Below are 15088 nucleotides of genomic sequence, written 5' to 3'. Positions count from 1 at the left end.
GGAGTAGATGCCTTGCTGACCTTCCCAATCCGGATAAGGTTGGCAGAATTCTCTCGTTTATTCGCAGCGCAACGATCTGTCGCTCGCCACCCATATAATTGGTCGTGAAATGAAGCATGAAATGGTCGTCAAAGAAGGGACATTCGTAGCACCGGATGGCCTTCCCAAGCCGCGCATATACTGGGCTTGGGCAACGCTCATGGTGGGGCTCACCCTTGCCGTCATTGACGGCACCATCGCCAATGTTGCGCTTCCGACAATCGCAGCGGACTTTTCCGCAGGACCTGCAGCATCGATCTGGATCGTCAATGGTTATCAGCTGGCCATCGTCATCACGCTTTTACCATTGGCCGCACTGGGTGAAATATATGGCTACCGGCGTGTCTACCTTTTAGGCGTATCATTGTTCACACTTGCCTCGATCGCTTGTGTTTTCTCCCGTTCATTGGAAGCGCTGACCATAGCGCGCATCATTCAGGGCTTTGGCGCTGCGGGCCTGATGAGCGTCAACACTGCATTGCTGCGCTATACGGTTCCGCAGGCCAAATTCGGCACGGCCATCGGTCTCAACGCGCTCTTTGTTGCTGTTTCCTCGACCATCGGCCCCACTCTTGCGGGAATCATCCTGCATTCGCTCAGCTGGCCGTGGCTTTTCGTCATAAATATTCCGCTTGGAGTGCTGGCAGTCGCAATGGGCATCAAGAGCCTGCCCGACAATGAACGCTCTTCACGCCGTTTCGACTATCTGAGTGCCGTCCTCAGTGCGCTCGCGCTTGGGTTGCTGGTAACGGTGATCGACAGTGCTGGCAATGGACTCGATGCGGGCTGGCTTTTATTGCAGGCTGCTGCTTGCGTGTTCGCTGCAGTATGGCTCATCCGTCGGTCGCTTCGCACAAGCGATCCACTGCTACCGCTCGATCTGTTGCGAATCCCCGTTTTCAGTTTGTCGCTTTGCACATCGATCATGTCATTTCTGGCGCAGATGATGGCCTTCATCTCTCTGCCGTTTCTGTTTCAATCTGTTTATGGTTTCACACCCATCGAAGTCGGTTTCCTGATAATGCCCTGGCCAATAGCGCTCGCCATTATCGCCCCACTGTCAGGTAAACTTTCAGATAAATATTCGCCCGCCACGCTCGGGCTGGTTGGATTGGTTATCTTTGCGATTGGTCTCACATTGGTCGGACTTTTGCCAGAACAACCCACGATTCAAGACATTTGCTGGCGAATGGCAATTTGCGGCATTGGTTTCGGCTTCTTCCAGGCACCCAACAACCGCATGATTATCACCTCTGCTCCACGTGCCAGAAGTGGCGCGGCAAGTGGCATGCTTGGAACTGCGAGATTGATGGGACAATCGCTCGGCGCGGCTTTTGTTGCCTTTCTGCTCGCCCATTGGGGGATCGTCAATATCCCCAACATCTTGCTCGTTGCTGCTGGCTTTGCTGCATTTGCCTCCATCATTAGCATCGCAAGGCGCAAGCGTTAACAGCGGAATGGATCAGCCTGTGAATCTTTGTAAATATCTTAGCCAAAACATCAAATTCCCTGTTGCAATCCCGAAATCATTAGTCCATATAGCGCGTGCCTAACGGAAACGACTTCTCTCAGAGAAGACTGGCGCGAGCGGGTGTAGCTCAGGGGTAGAGCACAACCTTGCCAAGGTTGGGGTCGAGGGTTCGAATCCCTTCGCCCGCTCCAGTTTTCCGAGGCTTTCCAGAACAGTACGGAAAATTTGCCCTTTAGCGTGCCCCTGTCTTTGTGAGTTTTATTCACGAGCGCGCAAAGCTGAGGCCTCTCCTGTCCGAACGTTTGCGTTAATCTCGTATAGGCTTTCCCCTCATGATCCGTAGTGTTTGCTTATTGATTGTCGGCGTTGGCGCGCTCATTCAGGGGATTTTAAGGCTCGGGCAACCGGCTCAGATCGTTGAAAAATCAGGCTGGCTGTATCAGCAGTTTGGCGATCAAGGAGTCGCCGTTGGAATGATGATTCTTGGTGTCGTTGCGTTCGTCATTGGTGCAATAATGTTCAACAACAGCGGGATCAAATCTATTCGTGGACGGGCAAAGCATCGAATTTTCAAATAGTTCTTGAAAAACCAAATGCATCAATCGATTATTCCAGACATGATTGATTGGCCACTTATCTTCGTCATAATTTTCGCTTTGGGCGTACTGTGTTTTATCGTCTACTGTATTGCAGTACTGATATTTACAAAGCCCACTGGAGAAAAAGTAACGCCACCCGAAATTGATGCAGTTGATCTGATCATCTTCCAGCATTCAGACGATAGATAATATTATTTGAATAGATTTTTAAACATTTCAGCGTGACCTTCTAATTGCATAACAGCTATGATTTAGAGCGCATCCCGAAAAGTGTGAAATGGTTTTCGGACAAGATGGCTCTAAAACAGATACTTAGTGCGTTTCCTCTGATTCAAAGAAAATTGAAAGCGCTCTAATATCTGTTGCTGACACCAGTTCCTGGCACCGTTTGCAAGACTGACGTCCAAGGACGAATAACTCCATGAAACCGGATACTGTTGTCAGCGCCGTACTGGCGATGTGCCTGCTATTATTGACGTGGATCATCACGCAAAGTGCATCGGATGAGATGGCAAGCCTTCAACAAGGCACCAGCGGGCAAAACGTGCCCGCTGCTTTGATTGTCTATTAACATAATAGAGATCGATTAACGTTTGAGCGTCATCTGCAAGCTCATCAACACCAGATTGGACACTTCAGCATGAATATCCTTGCGCTCCCTGCTGGTTTCCTCACAAATCGGATCAACTTCTCCGACTGATTTGAGAAATGCAGACGCTCCTTCCTTACACTCAGGGAGAAAGCTGAAATGGTCCGAATCCTTGACCGTCACATATGTACTGTTTGGAATGAGTGCTGCCAGATGATCCGCGAGAACTGCAGTCGGAACGTCTCCTGCATTGCCAAGATTGATAAAGCTCATCGGTATTTTGATTTCCTTGAGACTTTGCTCCACATAGGCTTGCGCCAACCCCGGATCGATCATCACAGCAGTCTTGATACGCTGATCGAGGTTTGACTGTTCAAAACGCGCCTTATCGACACTTCGCAGATTAAGCTTTTCAACGTCCACAGCCTCACCATCGGCATAGCCCCGACCGCCTGCGTACCACGCACAATCCCATTTCGTGTAAGTGTCGCAGTAGCGCGCATAACTTTCCAGACTGGCTCGAGCACCGACAATCTCTAATGCAGTTGAGCCGCCGAGCGAAAAGCCGACGACGCCGATACGATCCGCATCGATAAGAGCTGACCAGTCGGGATTACTGGTCAAGTAATTGATGACAGTCGAGAGATCCTGTGCGCGCTCCCAAAGCTTTGGCGTTTCAGCGGGTAAAGAGTCACCGGAAGTTGTGCCGGGATGATTGGGGCCTGCAACAATAAATCCTGCTTTTGCAAGTTCCACGGCAAGCCAGCCCATCGCCTCGGTGCGCCCTCCTGAGCCGTGGGACAGTATGACAAGTGGAAACTGCCCGCTGTCGAACGGTGCATCTTTTAATGCAGCACTACCTTGGAATATCCTGTTATCGCCAAACAGTACCGACTCGCCGCTTCCCGCTGCGGGATACCAGAGTGTTACAGCAAGATTTTTCCCGCGTGCTTGTGATGGTACTTCAAATGTGCGGACACCCACGTCCGCAGCGAATGCATTGAAAGTGGTGAGTGTTGTGCCCATAGCGATGGCTGAGAACAACAGATTAAAGCGGCTCATTGTGTATCTCCATATTTCATACGATGAGCCATGCTTTCCAGATATCGTATTATCTGGCGTTCTAAATCACGATTCAGGTCGTTCAGAATCGCGATATAGATCATTGGTCGGCAACATATCGCCCATCAGATTACGAGACCGCTTTTGATTTTCGTTCCTTTGCCCTTTGTCGTCGCGCTTTTGTTGCTCATCCTGTTGGTAGAGATGTGGCGTCGGCAGGAGAACGCTGCTTCCAATCGCCCCTTCCAACTGTTGATCGCTTTATGCGCGGTTCAGTCTTTTGTAGTTGGCCTTCGCTGGGGCTATGGGCTGGCAGAGTTTCGCTACATTCTTCCCATTGTCGCGAGCTGCTTGCCTCCACTTGTCTATGCAAGTTTTCGAAGCCTGATACGAGGACAGAGCAACGCTAAAGACCGTCACATTTGGCATATCGCAGCTTTCCCGGTGGCGGTTACCGTCATTCTCCTGACTATTCCCCTTCTCTTAGATTTTGGCCTTATTGTTCTGTTTGTCGGATATGCACTCGCACTTCTATATCTTGGCAGAACTGGACCTGACGCGCTTGACAACGCGCGTTTTGATAGCGCGATTTCGGCACATCGCGCACTTGTTATTGCCGCAGTATCGCTTTGCCTATCGGCGTTTTTCGATCTGGCAGTCTTGATGGATTTTGAATGGACCAACGGAAAAAATGCGGCACTGATCGTCAGCAACGCCAATCTGCTCGGGCTGCTTTTCGTGGGCCTCACAGCAATGGTTGCAAGTCGCGCGAAGCCTTCTGCACCACTCGAAAGTAGTGAAGATGAGGTCTATGATGAGCAAGATCGTGACAATCTCGCACGTGTTGAACATATCCTCATTCAGAACAGACTATATCTGGACGAGAATTTGACTCTCATAAGGCTTGCACGAAAAGTGGGGCTGCCAGCACGCCAAATATCAAGCTCCATAAACCGCATTACCGGCAAAAATGTATCACAATACATCAATGATTATCGCATCACTGAAGCTTGTCGCCTGTTGCGCGAGACTGCGTTGTCCGTAACTACAATAATGTTTGAATCAGGGTTTCAGACCAAATCCAATTTCAATCGGGAATTTCGGCGCGTCACTTCGTTAAGCCCTGCGACCTGGCGCGCTCAGCAGGGGAAGGAATGATAGAAAATACGAGAGAGAAATATTATTTTCGAGGATGATTTAGAAAATTCTGCCCCGCAAATTGCGAGGCAGTGCATTGCAGTTTTTTTAACCAAAGAGAGTTCTACCGCCCGAAAGACCGCCGCTTGGCCCAGAGGTTCTACCCATCCGGTTTGGTCCTACTGCCAACTGCATCGTGGCACCCTGCTCCTGCTTCACGGCGGTCGATGTATCAATTTGACCGCTGGTTGGAGCTGCGGCCAACGCAGCACTAGCAGTCATCAATGAGCCAGCTGCGAATAACAAAATAGTCTTCATCTTTTCCTCCGATACTGGCTAAGGCCAGAAAACGCCAAGAACCAAATTAAACGGTGATCATGCTGGCACTGTTTTCACAATCCAGCATGACACTAATCGGAAGATACGGATTGGCACATACGTCAGATGCCGTATTTCGTTGCAACCCAGAGCTGGCCATCAGATGCTATTTAGAAGTGCAGGACCACTCCCAGTATGGGCCCTTTTTGAACCACATCGTAGACAAAGCCATTGTGATTGTAGTCCACGCCAAGCGCACGATAGCCTGCAACAGCCGATAGATTGTCCTTGAACTGGTAGCCCAATGTTCCAGCCACGTCCCAGTCAATTTTTGCCTGCCCTGCACCCACAACACCCCAGCCGCTGAAGTACAAAGTGTCCGTCAGGAAATACTTGCCGCGCATTCCAGCCATGGCATCGACCCATGCAGCGCTGTCGCGCCCGCTGTGCCCGTCGAACAATCCACCATCAAAAGAAATTTCCGTACTCGCGTACCAGACACGTCCTCCTGCCACCACATCAAGGCGGTTTCTTCCCTCTTCAAGAAGACTGTAACCGCCACCGAAAAAGCCGGAAAACGTCTCAGATTTAATATCGACGCTGTTGCTCAACACCCCGTAAGGAGTCTGACCGCCTGTTGATATTTTAGTATAGATGATATCGCTGAACAGACTATAACGATCATAATGCCCTTCAATGACACCCATGAACGAGAAATCGAGTTCTTTGAAGAGGCCTCCGAAGTCAGAGTTCATTTTTACCGGCGGCAGCCCAAATTGACCTGCGGTGCCGCTGATGCCTGCAGCCCAGAAGTAAGGACTTGCACTAAAACTCCACCCGTCCGGGTTGACTTCTTGCCTTACAGGCTCAGAGACGGCGGGGGGCATCGGAATATCAGCAGCTAAGCTCACATGCTGGCTACCAATCAAAGCCGTCAGCGCAATTGCGAAAAGTCTATTGTGATGCATTATCCCCCCGAAATTCCGCTTCAGTGATCAGTTGAGGGAAAGGGTTGTCATTGAACTTGTTCTGAGAGCGTTTGATCCTCAACAGCACAATCGACAGTCGGGCTGCTCGCTGCTTCCAATTCTTTCCGCGCTGCCTGAATATCAGCAAGGAATTCAAGATTGCTGTGTAGTTTAGCAACTGTTGCTGCTCCCATAATGCGTCCGGCATCGACATCGCTTTGCCAGTGAGCGTTACAGATCACCCGACTTTGTCCAAACGACAATCCGCGCTTAAACAGATCATTCGCACGCTTTGGATTGACTTCGGCCAATGTGAGCGCCCATGCCCATCCCGCAGCCGTGTGCCCCGATGGGTAGGAACCGTCTTGACGCAACACATTTTCTTCGTCTGGCTGACATGTACCTTCGTTGTGCACGACGAAAGGTCGAGTTCTATTATATTTGTTCTTGATGCCATAGGTCGAAAGACCCGCATCGGTGAGAACTCGCTGCATCAAATTATAGAGATGCGGTGTCTTCTCTTCACTAATATCCACACCCATAGCGCATGAGAAATTCTTCGCAGGCTGGGGGAATTGCAAATCAGCATCTGTCCGTGCCTGATCCCAGCGCGCTTTTCCGCGTAGTGCGATAGTAGCCTCTCTTGCTGCCTCATCACGTGCCAGTGCAGCACTTCCCTCCGCTGGAGGCGAACCCAGCAAAACAAGACTGTTGGGAAGCTCACTCGACTGCAGATATCCTGGTGTGAGGTGAAAATGCGGGTCCGTTACCTTTGGGCCAGCGGCATTTTCTGCCATGGCGGAACTCACAGCTTGGCCAGCAAATACTACAGTGGTGAGCAAGGCCATTCGGCCGACCTTCGACAACATTCAAATGCTCCTAGATTTATAGTTTCAAGCTGCTCGTAAGCGGATGTCCGTCATAGTTGTGCAGATAACGGACACTCCGCGTTTCGCCACGCGTCTTTGTAGTTGTAAACTTAGCCTTTTAGCCGATGTGAACTAGTTTAAACGCGGTTCGGCCTCTGGAAATTTCCATTCGCCACTAACAACATTTTGATCTGGCCGATAAAGCCTTACAGTGTAGTTCCAGCCCTCAACGACGGGTAGGCAATTTGGAATTTTTCCATCACAACCACCAAATTGCGCAGTAACCGATCCGTCCGTATTTTTTGTCGCCGTAAGGTTGTTGATCGAATAGGCATTGTAGTCGTTTTTCTCGAAGAAGCCTTTGGCGTTGTAAACGCTGATCGACCAGAAAGCCTTCACCGGCACAGTCTTTGGCACGTTGAGGGTATAGACCGTTTTGCCATCGTTTTTCTCTGGCGTAAAACTCGGGTACATTGCGTCTTTTTCTGGAATGCCACCCCATCCAGAAGCTGTACCAATTAGATGACGGATCGGATCGACCGCGCTGCGGGTTCCAAATGAACCGTTATATGACGTTTGATGTTTTGCTAACGCGAGCAGAGCATTTCGGATTTCTGTCAGGCTCTCGTCATCCCAGTTTGGGATATCGAGCTTGCCAGGCTCCTTCTGGCTGACCTTAATGGCATCCTGGAGTTTATGGACTTCATCAAGATCTTTTGGATCGTTGGGGTCCACCAGCGTCCGGACAGCGACAAAAGCATATCTCGTACCAACGGATTTCTGTGTTAGCGTAACCGGCTTCGTACCATAGGCGACAATTGGCAGGTAGTGATCCTGATCAACGATCATCATCGACATATAACGCTTGCCCGTATCCGGCAGTGATATCGTGGCTGGCCCGGCAGCAAGATCAAACACAGCAAATGAATAAAGCGTATCGCGGTTCATACGAATGACGGTCTGCTTATCGATCGCCACGGGTTCCCGAGAGTGTTTAAACTCTCCCAATCGGCCTATGTCCTTCACATTGGCTGCGAGGTAATGGTCGGTCTCAGCGCGGACGAAACTCTCAACTGTGACCGGCATTTTGCTGCCTGAGGTCTCAGCAAAGGCACCCCCGGTCCATGCAACCGAGGCAACTACGAAACTGATCCCAAACGAACGGAACATGGAATACCTCTTCATTCAATCATAATAACGATGACGGCGCCCCTTCGCAGATTGCGGCAGGGATCAATCCAAAAACGGTCTGCAAATCACTATTTGATCAGCTGACTAACCCTATCCAGATCGCTTCTAACACTCGCGAACTGCCAGTCTTGCCATTTTGTGACATTTCCATCCGACTTTGTCATTTCGCTATTCAGGAAACATAAATGTCAGGGTCGTGCGCAGTCCCCACTCTGGCGTACCGGCAGGACCATCAGCATAATAACGCCCACCTACTTGAAGGCTCATGGCCTGATCGTTCACCTTGAAAACCTGCGTGGCGCCTAAATTAATTGGAACTGTCCACTGCTCCGCTTCCCAGTCGTAGGTTGAATCCACGCTGAGCGACATCGATCTTCCCTGGCCGAAATTATAGGAAACAAACGGCTGCAACAGGCTGGCACTCACGTCTTGCCTGCCCGAAGGGCCCGCGACAGACCAAATATGATTACCTAACGCACCGACGGTCCACGCTTTTTCCTGAATAAGTGCTACCGCTGTAGGGCCCAGTCCAAATTTCCCGCTACCTAAATAATCGTCGGTCGCCGTAGGAAGAAGAAATACCGGTCCGACGCCCCATATCAAGCCGCCAGGCCCCGTTTTCTTGGGAGACAGGAAAAAGCTGGCATTTATATCACCTAACCCGGAAACGCTGCCACCAGGCATATAATCCCGATAAGCGATTGGTATAATTGTGCGCGATATAACGTTCCAATCGTCGTTTAAGCTGAATGGAATAACAGGCTGAATGTTGAGACCGTAGGCAAAACCGTCTTTGTTAGACCCGGCCTTAAAGTCGAAGTTATTTTGAAAAGGAACGCTAATGAGACTGGCCAGAGGATTGGCTAATTGTTGTGAAAGATTATCAGCCGAGGATTGGGACCACGCCGCGCCAGTATTAAACGTAATAAGGCCAGCGATCGAAATAATCATGGTGCCGCATTGCTTGCACCAACTGAACAGACCATTTATGCCCTGCATCTTTCCCCCTTTAAGCAAACGCTGAATTTACCCTGTATTCGTAAGATGATGCCATGCCGCAGAGCGTGACACGGACCAATGCAAACGACATCTAACCAATCATTGAGGGATTGGTGGACAAGTTCTCTTCAAACTGCTTCTAGCAGGGACAGATCATCAGTCTTGCCATTTCGTGCCAACTTTAGTCAGGCGACGGTGCTTCAGGTGAAACACTTATCGCAATCGCGATTGTTCACGAAATTGGCGGGGGGTTACACCGGAAATACGGCGAAATGCTCGCGTGAAATGAGCTGGGTCAGAATAGCCAGACGCAAATGCGATATCGATGATCTTGGAATCGGATTCACGTAATAAGTTGCTTGAGCGCTCAAATCTCACCGCATCCAGAATATCTGAATACACAAAATCAACATTCGCGAGTTTGCGCTGGAAGGTACGCGCACTGACGCCTGCCATCTCCGCGATCTCAGCAAGCGTGGGAACGCCTCCGTCAAGATAAGATGGCAACATCAGTTTGAGAAGTTCCACGATATCATAGCCCGAGGGCCCATCCTCCTGATCCTGCACTGGATGAAACGATCCAGCTAAACGGTTGGAGAGACTAAGGCATGAGATAGGTATGCTGATCCACGCCGCGTGCTGTCCAGACATGAAGCGCACATTTGGCCAGAAAGATTGCGTCGCTTCACTCGGCGTATAGTGCGCTTCAAAAGCCATTGCTGGCGGTGTCCAGCTGGGACCAGTAAATTGCCGCACAATATAGATCGAGAAAATATTCTGAAGCCATTGTGCATGCTCCAGGTGCTGAAGCTCTTTTGTTATTGCGAGCTTGCTGCAAACCCGGACGTGGTCACTATCGTGTTCGATCCACATGCTCAGGATAGTGTCTTCCCTCGAAGCCTCGGTACAGGCATGCCGCAATGCAACAAGCAATGTCGGGGAGTGTGCGATCAGTGCTCTGGTTTTTTCTCTCAGATGAGAAAAATGCAGCCGCTGGCTGGCTAGGAAACCGAAATCTGTAATGCCCTGAGAGCTTTGGGCAGTTTCAATAAACCGGATTGCTGGCAATACCGGAACATAGAGATCGCCCTTTGTCTCGAGAGAAGATGGTAGCCGTGCTTTCTCCAAAAGCGCGCTCGTAGGCGCACCCAACTCATCAAGTATGCCCATGAAAGGAAGAAGAAACTGGCTACGCGTCAAAGGGATGTTGGCCATTGCATCTCTTCTCCATCGCCAGCTGATGTTTTTCTTGCAAGAAAACAGACGAAATACAACGCTTATATTATCGATCCGGACAAATTAACTGGTAGAAAATGCGTTATCTTCCAAAAAGATGCAACCATAAGTTAAATACTGAGATAAAGAAAACTTGGCCAGCATGTCTCCCTCAAAATTTTAACGATCACAATGCTTGGCCGTGCATAGAACGAGCCCATGAAAAACTTTTACGCGCCTGTTGAAAATTACCGGGCGCTTTGCTTAACAACGTTTTCCGTGCAGCGTTAGGACGAACGTTCCAGTGGCCAAACCTCAACGACACCGCGAGCAACAGCACAGGGCGTTTGTGACACTAATTTTATGGCTTCCTTCAGATTGGCGGCCTCGATTATAGCAAATCCGGCCACTGGCAGGGAGGAACTCATGAATGGTCCATTCGTCGTTTCAACCTGAACAGCGTCAAGATTGCGAACCTGCACGGACGCGCCCGCTATGCCCATCAACACCCCATTCTTCTGCAATTTCGCATCGTGGGCATGAGCTGCGTCCCGAATGGATTTCGGAGTCCGATCATAACCTTCTTGATCGCCATATCCGATCGTCACGAATTTTGGCATAACTATCCTCCTCATAAGGTGCGTGTTAAATCAGACGCTTATAGCGCCGACCTGTTTCAATGAGATCGGCGCTATAGGATAGCTATACTTGCCTGCTTTTATTTCAACCGCTTCACCAGTTCACTAGTGGTTATGGCGCGGCGGAGTTTTGGCCAATTGGCGGAATTTATCCGCATCCCGGATTGTAGCTCCATCGGCCAACTGCGTTACCGTCTGTCGATAGATCATCTGCCAAGGCGTTGCATCTGCAGGTGTCTGCGGAATACCTTCCGCTTTGCGGCGCGCAATTTCTGCCTCGTCCACCAGCATATCACACTGCCCCTTGTTGAAGTCGATACGAATGGTGTCACCGTTACGCACCCAGGCCAGACCACCACCCGCTGCACTTTCCGGTGAAGCATTGAGAATAGACGGGCTATCTGCTGTGCCCGATTGGCGACCGTCACCGATGGTTGGCAAACTCGTGATTCCACGCTTGATCAGATGATCCGGCGGCTGCATGTTTACGACTTCGGCAGACCCCGGCCAACCGAGCGGACCAGCGCCCCGAATGACGAGAATGCAGCGTTCGTCAATGTTGAGCGCAGGATCGTTGATGCGCTTATGATAATCTTCCGAGCCATCAAAAACGATAGCCCGCCCGTCGAAAATCCCTTCGTGTCCCGGCTCTGACAGATAGCGATCACGAAACTCAGGTGAGACCACACTCATTTTCATAATGGCAAAATCAAACAGATTGCCCTTCATAACGAGGAAGCCAGCGCGCTCCTTGAGTGGTTTGTCGTAAGGGAAAATGACGTCACGATCCGATGATTCCCGACCTTCGAGATTCTCCGCCATTGTCTTTCCGGTAACACTCGCGCAAGAGCCGTCGATTTTTCCTGCGCACAGCAGTTCCCACATAATCGCTGGCACACCACCGGCACGATGGAATTTCTCGCCAAGATATTTGCCAGCAGGCTGAATATTGGCAAGCAGCGGAATATCAAAGCCTTCGTCCTGCCAATCGTCAGGCTTCAGCTCCACACCCGCATGTTTTGCCATCGCCATAAGATGTGGCTGGGCATTGGTCGAACCACCAATGGCGGAGTTGACCTTGATGGCATTTACAAACGCTTCACGTGTCAGAATGATGGATGGTCGAATGTCTTCGAGTACCAACTCCACAGCACGACGACCCGTCCGATATGCCATCTGACCACGTTCCCGGTATGCAGCGGGAATGGCAGCGCAACCGGTGAGCGACATGCCCAAAGCCTCGGCCATTGCGTTCATTGTGGAGGCCGTGCCCATTGTATTGCAATGGCCCACCGAAGGCGCGGAACTGAGTGCCGCTTCGAGAAATTCTTCCTTGGTGATTTCGCCAGCCGCATATTTGCGACGCGACTGCCATATTACCGTTCCGGAACCGACGAGCTTGCCTTCATGCCAACCATCAAGCATCGGGCCACCGGAAAACACGATAGCCGGAATATCCACGGTGGAAGCCGCCATCAGTGCGGAAGGCGTGGTCTTGTCGCAACCGGTGGTGAGGACAACACCATCAAGCGGATAACCATAAAGGATCTCGACAAGCGCCATATAGGCGAGATTCCGGTCGAGCGCTGCAGTTGGTCGCTTGCAGTTTTCAAACAGCGGGTGGCTCGGAAACTCGATCACTATTCCGCCTGCATCGCGAATGCCGTCACGGATGCGTTTGGCAAGATCAAGATGGTGGCGATTACAGGGATTAAGATCGCTGCCAGACTGCGCAATGCCGATAATCGGCTTGCCTGACCTGAGTTCTACTGGCGTCGTACCGTAGTTCATGAAGCGCTCCAGATAGAGCGCGGTCAGATCAAGGTGGTCGGGATTGTCGAACCAGTCCTGCGAGCGCAGACGGCGCGGTGTGTTTTGATCATCACTCATTTATCGTCTTCCCGCTGGCGATTATTGATCTTTTCAATATGCAGCAAAATTCCCGAATGATCCGTTTCCGCATGGCCGGCTTCTACAAAAGCCCGGAACTCATCGCGAATTTCTTCAGTCAATGGCAACGTCAGCGAAAGGCTCTCGGCCATCGCTGCCACGGCATTCAAATCTTTCAATTGCAGCCCTGAAGGACCGCCCGGTTGGAAACTACGATCCACCATGCGTTTCCCATGCAATTCAAGAATACGACTTTCTGCAAAGCCACCCCGAATGGCATCACGGAACTTGCCACGATCCGCACCACCGGCTTCTACGAGCATCATCGCTTCAGCAACTGCACCAATTGTGATTGCTACAATCTGCTGGTTAGCCAGTTTGCAAATCTGTCCCGCACCGGAAGGGCCGACATGAGTGACACGCCCGAGCGCCGCAAAAACATCTGCCAGTTCTTCGATCAAGACTGCATCACCGCCAGCCATTAATGCCAGCGTTCCTGCTTCCGCACCAACTGTGCCGCCTGACACGGGACAATCGATGTGACGAATGCCGAGAGAGGAAAGTTTCTCGGCATGTTCTCTTGCAATTGGCGGCGCGATTGAAGACGTGTCGATAACGATGGCACCAGCTTTCAAAGCTGTCGCGACCCCGCCATCAAACAACACTGAACCCACAGCCCTCCCATCGGACAGCATGGTGAAGACGATTTCGGCGTTCGTGACTGCTTCAGCAGCACTTGATGCCACTTCCGCGCCGTCTTTGACTAATGCTTCAGCTTTGGCTGAGTCACGATTCCACACGTGAACGCTAAAGCCAGCATTGAGAAGGCGGCGCACCATCGGCGCGCCCATAAGGCCGGTGCCAAGAAAAGCAATTTTACGCGTCACAGTGAACCTCCAAGCTCATCCTCAATATGAGCACGGATGATTTCGTCAAACGAGGATTCGGCAGTAAAGCCCAACTCGCGCGCGCGTTTGGCTTCAAAACCCGGAGCCCAACCCGCGCACATGCGCATGATCATTTCATCCGGTTCGCGACGGATGAGAGCAACAGCCTTATCGCCCGCTACACGGCGCAACGCTGCAATCTGCTCTCCTACAGTCGCGGAAAGGCCGGGCATAGACAGATTGCGACGCGAGCCCACGCGTTGGAGATCCATTGTGGCTCCATGGATCAGGAAGCCAACAGCGGAACGTGGTGAGGTGTGCCAATGGCGAACATCATCAGAAACTGGCAGGACAGCTTCTTGGCCGACAAGCGGTTCACGCAGGATATTTGAGAAAAATCCAGATGCAGCCGCATTGGGTTTGCCAGGCCGAATGCAGATTGTGGGCAGTCGGATGCCTATTCCATCGAAGAAGCCCCGGCGGGTGTAATCGGACAGCAAAAGTTCGCAAATTGCCTTCTGCGTGCCATAGCTGGTGAGCGGTGTTAGATGGAACTCGTCGGGAATTGGGAAAGGAAGTGGCGCACCCACGACCGCAATCGACGAGGTGAAGACAATGCGTGGGAAATATCCATCTTCATTGTGGGCAACACGAACCGCATCGAACAGGTAACGCGTACCGTCAAGATTGATACGGTAGCCTTTGTCGAAATCAAGCTCTGCTTCGCCCGAAACGATAGCTGCCAGATGGAAGATTACATCTGGGCGACTTGCGACCAGCTTTTCAGCAGTGCCGGGTGCGGAAAGGTCACCAGTTTCAAGGGTTACCTGTCCGGTAAAACCCGCAGGTGCCTGCGGCGTCACCACATCCACCAGCGTAAGCGCCTCAATCGTCTTACCATCAAACGAACCGTCTTTCGTGAGACGTTCGGAGAGTTTGCGGCCAACCATGCCTGCCGCGCCGATGATCAAAATGTGCATTTGTTTCTCCTCCACCATGTACCGTAGTCGATTTCACCATCGTAAAAACGCCGATTGCGAAAAAGTATTTGTAAGGTTGTCTGATAACCTTATATCATGCGCTTGAAAACCAAAATAATGCAGTTGCCACCTACTTCGCATTTGTAGGCAGACCGCAGGAGGAATCATGTCCCAGGAACGCAAATTGATGAGCGTCGACACTGCAACGCATGAGCATATACAGGCGCTGATCGGCA

Annotated in this window: 15 protein-coding genes and 1 tRNA gene; 5 read left to right on the top strand and 11 right to left on the bottom strand. The window is 51.1% G+C overall.

Going from position 1 to position 15088, the window contains the following annotated elements; genetic code table 11:
* Positions 1 to 109 precede the first annotated feature (109 nt).
* The 4 genes from QBD00_RS19140 (at position 110) to QBD00_RS19125 (ending at position 2680) form a co-directional block, all read left to right on the top strand.
* On the top strand, positions 110 to 1489 hold the full coding sequence (locus tag QBD00_RS19140) for an MFS transporter (RefSeq protein WP_151091576.1): 1380 nt from the start codon (positions 110 to 112) through the stop codon (positions 1487 to 1489).
* Positions 1490 to 1626: 137 nt separating this feature from the next.
* Positions 1627 to 1701 (top strand) — tRNA-Gly (locus QBD00_RS19135).
* A 141-nt stretch (positions 1702 to 1842) separates the two neighbouring features.
* Positions 1843 to 2088, top strand: coding sequence for a hypothetical protein (locus QBD00_RS19130; RefSeq protein ID WP_151091577.1), 246 nt, complete (start codon positions 1843 to 1845; stop codon positions 2086 to 2088).
* A 442-nt stretch (positions 2089 to 2530) separates the two neighbouring features.
* Positions 2531 to 2680 (top strand): hypothetical protein, encoded by a 150-nt coding sequence (locus QBD00_RS19125; RefSeq protein ID WP_264230870.1) that lies wholly within the window; start codon positions 2531 to 2533, stop codon positions 2678 to 2680.
* A gap of 15 nt (positions 2681 to 2695) precedes the next feature.
* On the opposite strand, the gene QBD00_RS19120 is transcribed toward QBD00_RS19125, so the two are convergent.
* Positions 2696 to 3724 carry an alpha/beta hydrolase family protein gene (locus QBD00_RS19120; protein ID WP_412535047.1) on the bottom strand — a complete coding sequence of 343 codons (1029 nt, stop codon included), beginning with the start codon at positions 3722 to 3724 and terminating at the stop codon, positions 2696 to 2698.
* Between the two features lie 180 nt (positions 3725 to 3904).
* Here QBD00_RS19120 and QBD00_RS19115 point away from each other — a divergent pair, with 180 nt between their 5' ends.
* Entirely contained in the window at positions 3905 to 4918 is a 1014-nt protein-coding gene (locus QBD00_RS19115; RefSeq protein ID WP_318580261.1) for an AraC family transcriptional regulator, read from the top strand.
* Positions 4919 to 5005: 87 nt separating this feature from the next.
* Here QBD00_RS19115 and QBD00_RS19110 read toward each other — a convergent pair whose 3' ends face one another.
* The 10 genes from QBD00_RS19110 to denD all read right to left on the bottom strand — a co-directional run bounded on the left by QBD00_RS19110 (position 5006) and on the right by denD (position 14852).
* Positions 5006 to 5215, bottom strand: a complete 210-nt coding sequence (locus QBD00_RS19110; RefSeq protein ID WP_264230873.1) for a hypothetical protein — start codon at positions 5213 to 5215, stop codon at positions 5006 to 5008.
* 170 nt (positions 5216 to 5385) lie between these two features.
* Positions 5386 to 6183, bottom strand: coding sequence for a hypothetical protein (locus tag QBD00_RS19105; protein WP_318580260.1), 798 nt, complete (start codon positions 6181 to 6183; stop codon positions 5386 to 5388).
* 47 nt (positions 6184 to 6230) lie between these two features.
* A complete protein-coding gene (locus QBD00_RS19100; RefSeq protein WP_318580259.1) occupies positions 6231 to 7052 on the bottom strand; it encodes a phosphatase PAP2 family protein in 822 nt (273 codons plus the stop codon).
* A 132-nt stretch (positions 7053 to 7184) separates the two neighbouring features.
* Positions 7185 to 8222, bottom strand: a complete 1038-nt coding sequence (locus QBD00_RS19095) for a DUF1254 domain-containing protein (RefSeq protein WP_318580258.1) — start codon at positions 8220 to 8222, stop codon at positions 7185 to 7187.
* Positions 8223 to 8411: 189 nt separating this feature from the next.
* Entirely contained in the window at positions 8412 to 9242 is an 831-nt protein-coding gene (locus tag QBD00_RS19090; RefSeq protein WP_318580257.1) for a transporter, read from the bottom strand.
* 213 nt (positions 9243 to 9455) lie between these two features.
* The gene (locus QBD00_RS19085; RefSeq protein ID WP_318580256.1) at positions 9456 to 10457 is read right to left on the bottom strand and encodes an AraC family transcriptional regulator; all 1002 of its coding nucleotides are present in this window, start codon (positions 10455 to 10457) and stop codon (positions 9456 to 9458) included.
* 287 nt (positions 10458 to 10744) lie between these two features.
* Complete coding sequence (locus QBD00_RS19080; protein ID WP_318580255.1) at positions 10745 to 11077, bottom strand: YciI family protein; 333 nt, start codon at positions 11075 to 11077, stop codon at positions 10745 to 10747.
* A gap of 123 nt (positions 11078 to 11200) precedes the next feature.
* Entirely contained in the window at positions 11201 to 12985 is a 1785-nt protein-coding gene (locus QBD00_RS19075; protein WP_318580254.1) for an IlvD/Edd family dehydratase, read from the bottom strand.
* A complete protein-coding gene (locus QBD00_RS19070; RefSeq protein ID WP_264230878.1) occupies positions 12982 to 13872 on the bottom strand; it encodes an NAD(P)-dependent oxidoreductase in 891 nt (296 codons plus the stop codon). Before QBD00_RS19070 ends, QBD00_RS19075 begins: the two co-directional genes overlap by 4 nt.
* Positions 13869 to 14852 (bottom strand): D-erythronate dehydrogenase, encoded by a 984-nt coding sequence (denD, locus tag QBD00_RS19065; protein ID WP_318580253.1) that lies wholly within the window; start codon positions 14850 to 14852, stop codon positions 13869 to 13871. Before denD ends, QBD00_RS19070 begins: the two co-directional genes overlap by 4 nt.
* Positions 14853 to 15088 lie beyond the last annotated feature (236 nt).

It is taken from the genome of Ochrobactrum sp. AN78 (assembly GCF_029909885.1).
In the GTDB taxonomy this organism is placed as follows: Bacteria; Pseudomonadota; Alphaproteobacteria; order Rhizobiales; family Rhizobiaceae; genus Brucella; species Brucella quorumnocens.
This window is presented reverse-complemented; position numbering and strand designations above follow the sequence as displayed.

What these genes read in the sequence shown, in the direction of transcription:
- QBD00_RS19140 (WP_151091576.1), top strand. Translation starts at nt 110, where the DNA reads ATGAAGCATGAAATGGTCGTCAAAGAAGGGACATTCGTAGCACCGGAT.
- QBD00_RS19130 (WP_151091577.1), top strand. Translation starts at nt 1,843, where the DNA reads ATGATCCGTAGTGTTTGCTTATTGATTGTCGGCGTTGGCGCGCTCATT.
- QBD00_RS19125 (WP_264230870.1), top strand. Translation starts at nt 2,531, where the DNA reads ATGAAACCGGATACTGTTGTCAGCGCCGTACTGGCGATGTGCCTGCTA.
- QBD00_RS19120 (WP_412535047.1), bottom strand. Translation starts at nt 3,724, where the DNA reads ATGGGCACAACACTCACCACTTTCAATGCATTCGCTGCGGACGTGGGT.
- QBD00_RS19110 (WP_264230873.1), bottom strand. Translation starts at nt 5,215, where the DNA reads ATGAAGACTATTTTGTTATTCGCAGCTGGCTCATTGATGACTGCTAGT.
- QBD00_RS19105 (WP_318580260.1), bottom strand. Translation starts at nt 6,183, where the DNA reads ATGCATCACAATAGACTTTTCGCAATTGCGCTGACGGCTTTGATTGGT.
- QBD00_RS19100 (WP_318580259.1), bottom strand. Translation starts at nt 7,052, where the DNA reads ATGTTGTCGAAGGTCGGCCGAATGGCCTTGCTCACCACTGTAGTATTT.
- QBD00_RS19095 (WP_318580258.1), bottom strand. Translation starts at nt 8,222, where the DNA reads ATGTTCCGTTCGTTTGGGATCAGTTTCGTAGTTGCCTCGGTTGCATGG.
- QBD00_RS19090 (WP_318580257.1), bottom strand. Translation starts at nt 9,242, where the DNA reads ATGCAGGGCATAAATGGTCTGTTCAGTTGGTGCAAGCAATGCGGCACC.
- QBD00_RS19085 (WP_318580256.1), bottom strand. Translation starts at nt 10,457, where the DNA reads ATGGCCAACATCCCTTTGACGCGTAGCCAGTTTCTTCTTCCTTTCATG.
- QBD00_RS19080 (WP_318580255.1), bottom strand. Translation starts at nt 11,077, where the DNA reads ATGCCAAAATTCGTGACGATCGGATATGGCGATCAAGAAGGTTATGAT.
- QBD00_RS19075 (WP_318580254.1), bottom strand. Translation starts at nt 12,985, where the DNA reads ATGAGTGATGATCAAAACACACCGCGCCGTCTGCGCTCGCAGGACTGG.
- denD (WP_318580253.1), bottom strand. Translation starts at nt 14,852, where the DNA reads ATGCACATTTTGATCATCGGCGCGGCAGGCATGGTTGGCCGCAAACTC.